Annotated in this window: 5 protein-coding genes and 1 pseudogene; all 6 read left to right on the forward strand. The window is 53.8% G+C overall.

Features of this window, described 5'->3' with window-relative positions; translation table 11 throughout:
- Positions 1–212: 212 nt before the first annotated feature.
- Positions 213–1,169 carry a magnesium/cobalt transporter CorA gene (gene corA, locus I656_RS07775; protein WP_013523676.1) on the forward strand — a complete coding sequence of 319 codons (957 nt, stop codon included), beginning with the start codon at positions 213–215 and terminating at the stop codon, positions 1,167–1,169.
- A 196-nt stretch (positions 1,170–1,365) separates the two neighbouring features.
- The gene (locus I656_RS17930) at positions 1,366–1,470 is read left to right on the forward strand and encodes a YjcZ family sporulation protein (protein ID WP_013145431.1); all 105 of its coding nucleotides are present in this window, start codon (positions 1,366–1,368) and stop codon (positions 1,468–1,470) included.
- A gap of 188 nt (positions 1,471–1,658) precedes the next feature.
- Positions 1,659–2,587, forward strand: a pseudogene (gene rarD, locus I656_RS07770) (EamA family transporter RarD).
- A gap of 127 nt (positions 2,588–2,714) precedes the next feature.
- A complete protein-coding gene (locus I656_RS17935) occupies positions 2,715–2,813 on the forward strand; it encodes a YjcZ family sporulation protein (RefSeq protein ID WP_013145429.1) in 99 nt (32 codons plus the stop codon).
- Between the two features lie 33 nt (positions 2,814–2,846).
- Entirely contained in the window at positions 2,847–2,981 is a 135-nt protein-coding gene (locus tag I656_RS17940; protein ID WP_081212792.1) for a YjcZ family sporulation protein, read from the forward strand.
- A 140-nt stretch (positions 2,982–3,121) separates the two neighbouring features.
- Positions 3,122–3,612 (forward strand): DUF1028 domain-containing protein (locus I656_RS07765; RefSeq protein WP_020755130.1); only part of this gene is annotated, 491 nt, incomplete at its 3' end.

Below are 3,612 nucleotides of genomic sequence, written 5' to 3' on the forward strand. Positions count from 1 at the left end.
TTTCGTTGCATCTATATAGACAGCGAATGACTTGTCGGGATGTGACGCTTTGCAGGCGGGATGCAGCCGGGAGAAGCTGCTTATCGCCAACAGCGAGCGGATGCGGCCAAACCGTTGCCGCTGACTTGTTTTTGGCGGCGGGAGGGGAGTAGTTTTGCGGCAAACAGCAAACAATACAATTAAAATCGTTTGCATGGAAAGGACGTCAGTCTATGGCGATCGAGCATAACTTTCGTTTGACGGTTGACGGAACGTACAAACGCCATGCGCCGGCAGGCAGCCAGTCGTGTTGGCTTCATTTCACCGCCGCCGCCAAGCCGGATTTGGAGCAGCTTCTTTCTTCGCTGTCCATTCACCCTCTCGCCCAACAGCGGCTGATGAATGGGACAGATATTCCCACGTTTGACGAATACGAAGGATGTTTCTTCTTATCGCTGTTTATCGTTCGTCCGTCTGGCCGGACAGTGAACGTTCGTTTGCTGGCCGGCAGCCAATATATGATCAGCTATATGGATGAAAACGATCCGCTTGTTGATCACGTGAAAGAACGTTTGTTGAATCATCGCGGTCAGGCGCTGTATCCTGGGTACGTGCTGTATCACTTTTTAGACTTGGCCGCCATCCGTTTTTTGCAAGTCATCGATCAGATCGCTGACCGCATTCAGACGCTTGAACGGCAAGTGTTTGCGACCCCGTTTGCCAACGAAATCGGGCGCGAGATTTATCGGATGAAAACACATCTTCATGAGCTGCGCCAAATCGCCGAGGCGCAGGAAGAAGCGATCAAAATGATCCGCCACGCTGATTTGCCGTATATCAACCAAGAGACGAATCCGTATATCGAGGAAGTGGCGTCGCGATTCTCGCGCGTGCCCGCCGCGCTCGACGCGTTTAAGGAATCATTGTCCGCCATTTTCGATTTGCAACTGTCGCTCAAATCAGATCATATGAATGTCATTATGAAGACATTGACATTGGTGAGCGTCATATTTTTGCCGATGACGTTTATCGCCGGTGTATACGGCATGAATTTTGCGTTTATGCCAGAGCTGAAATGGAGATACGGCTACCCGTTTGCCTTGTTGCTCATGGCAACTGTTGCGATGCTCATCGCCCTCTATTTTAAGCGAAAAGGCTGGTGGGGAGAGACAGGGACGAAAGAAAAATAGGCGTTTTTCTGGAAGGTCGGTGATGTAACGGAGAAAACGCTCCAGCAAGGAGCTTTCGCCAATGGATCAACAACTCTTCCGTTCGTTCGCTGCCCCATCTTTTTAAAGAAAACGCGTTTTTCACCAATCTTCTAGAAATTTGGGCATTCGCCTGGCCGTTTGGGCGGGCGGGCGCATATGATGGCCCTGTGAACCGATGAAGGAGGTGCCCGCCGTGAGCGGTTTTGTCAACAGCGGTTATACGGTCGTCATCGTCCTGTTCATTTTACTGATTATTGTTGGCTGTGCCTGTGTCGCTTGATGAGCGAAAAAATAAGAAAGGGCGGCGGTCAAACGGGCCGCGAAGGGGGGGGCGGGTGCTCATATTCAGCTGCGCCCCTTCTCCATTGGGCAACCGCGTCGAGCGATGCGGGTGAGTGTTTTGATGGATAAAGTGAAGCGGCGGCGGTATAATGGAACAGAAATAATCATGGAAAAGGAGAAGACGACGTGGGGCATTGGAGCGAAGAAAAGCAAGGCATCTTGTATACCGCTGCTTCGTACTTGCTGTGGGGAGTATTGCCGCTTTACTGGAAGCTGCTAGAGGCGCGCCCGGCGCTTGAGATTTTGGCGCACCGCATCGTTTGGTCGTTCGTGTTTATGGCCATCCTTTTGGCAGCGACTGGGCAGCCTGACGCCTTCCGCCGGGAGCTTCGGGCGATGCGCCGTCGGCCGGCTAAGGCATGGGGGATCGCCGCTGCTGCCGTGCTCATCAGCGCCAACTGGTTTGTCTACATATGGGCGGTGAATCATCATCATGTTGTTGAAACGAGCCTCGGCTATTATATCAACCCGCTTGTCAGTGTGGCGCTTGGGACGATCGTACTGCGCGAGCGGCTGAGCGTAGGGCAGTGGACCGCTGTTCTTCTGGCCGCCGCCGGCGTGGCGGCGATGACGGCGGAATATGGCGCGTTTCCGTGGGTCGCCATATCGCTCGCATTGACGTTCGGGTTTTACGGCTTAGTGAAAAAACTGGCCAGCGTTGACTCGTCCATTGGCTTGACGCTTGAAACAATGGCCGTCATGCCGCTTTCAGCCGTTTACTTATTATGGGTGTACAACGAAACGCCAGCCCTCGTCAAGACGGCCGAATGGTGGCAATGGGCGCTGTTGGCTGGAGCCGGGCCAGCGACGGCCGTGCCGCTTTTGTATTTCGCCAAAGGGGCGAAGCGTGTGTCGATGACAACACTTGGTTTTTTGCAATACATTTCGCCGACGATCAGCTTCTCCTTGGCGTCTTTTTGTTCGGCGAGCCGTTTACGAAAGCGCATTTTTATGCGTTTAGCTGCATCTGGGCGGCGCTTATTTTGTTTTCTGCTGTTCAAATCAAGCAGGCGTCAGGGCGGAAAAAATGGAAGCGAAGCTCGCTCGAGGCGTAGCAGCGGTCCGAGGACGGGCCGCTTTTTTTCCATTTCTGCGGCAAATACCCATTTTTGCTGAAACATCTAACCATTTCCTCGGCTTCTGAATAGTCTACTAGTACAAAAACGAAGGAGGTGCTGGCAAATGGGTGCAGCTTACGGCGGCGGATTCGCGTTGATCGTCGTTCTGTTCATCTTGTTGATTATTGTCGGATGTGCATGTGTCGGTGGTTGGGTGTACTAACGAACCCTACTTGCTAGCAAGGAGGTGACGAATATGACATGCGGCTTTTATGGCGGCTGGGGCGGCTTTGGCTTCGGCTACCCGGGTTATGGCGGCTACGGCTACGGCTTCGTGCTGATTGTCGTTTTGTTTATTTTGCTCATTATCGTCGGGGCAACATGGTGCTAGGCGGATGATGGGCATGCGGGGGGAGACGGCCGGGCAACGGCTGTTTCCCCCGCTATTTTTTGAAAGAGGGAGGAAGATGGGAGGGAAGAGGAGAAATATAAGGAGAATAAAAAAATGGAAGTAGCGTGGAGGGTAAGAAAATGAAACGCATTCCGAAAGATGTTGTCGCGACGTTTTCGATCGTCGCGTTCGATCCGGCGACCGGGGAGCTTGGCATCGCTGTTCAATCGAAATTTTTAGGCGTTGGTGCGGTTGTTCCGTGGGCGAAAGCGGGCGTCGGAGCGGTGGCGACGCAATCGTACGCCAACACGTCGTACGGACCGCGCGGCCTCGAATGGATGGCAAAAGGGAAATCGGCGCAAGAAGCGCTTGAGTTGCTCGTTGCCGATGACAGTGAGCGCGATTTGCGCCAAGTCGGCATCGTGGATGCGAAAGGACGGGCGGCGACGTTCACCGGGAAAAAATGTTACCCGTGGGCCGGGGGCATCACCGGGCCGAACTATGCGGCTCAAGGCAATATTTTAGCAGGCGAGGAAACGGTGCTGGCAATGGGAAGGGCGTTTGAGCAGACAAAAGGTCCGCTCGCCGAGCGATTGCTAAAGGCGCTTCAAGCTGGTCAGGCAGCGGGGGG

Source organism: Geobacillus sp. WSUCF1 (genome assembly GCF_000422025.1).
Taxonomy (GTDB): Bacteria; Bacillota; Bacilli; order Bacillales; family Anoxybacillaceae; genus Geobacillus; species Geobacillus zalihae.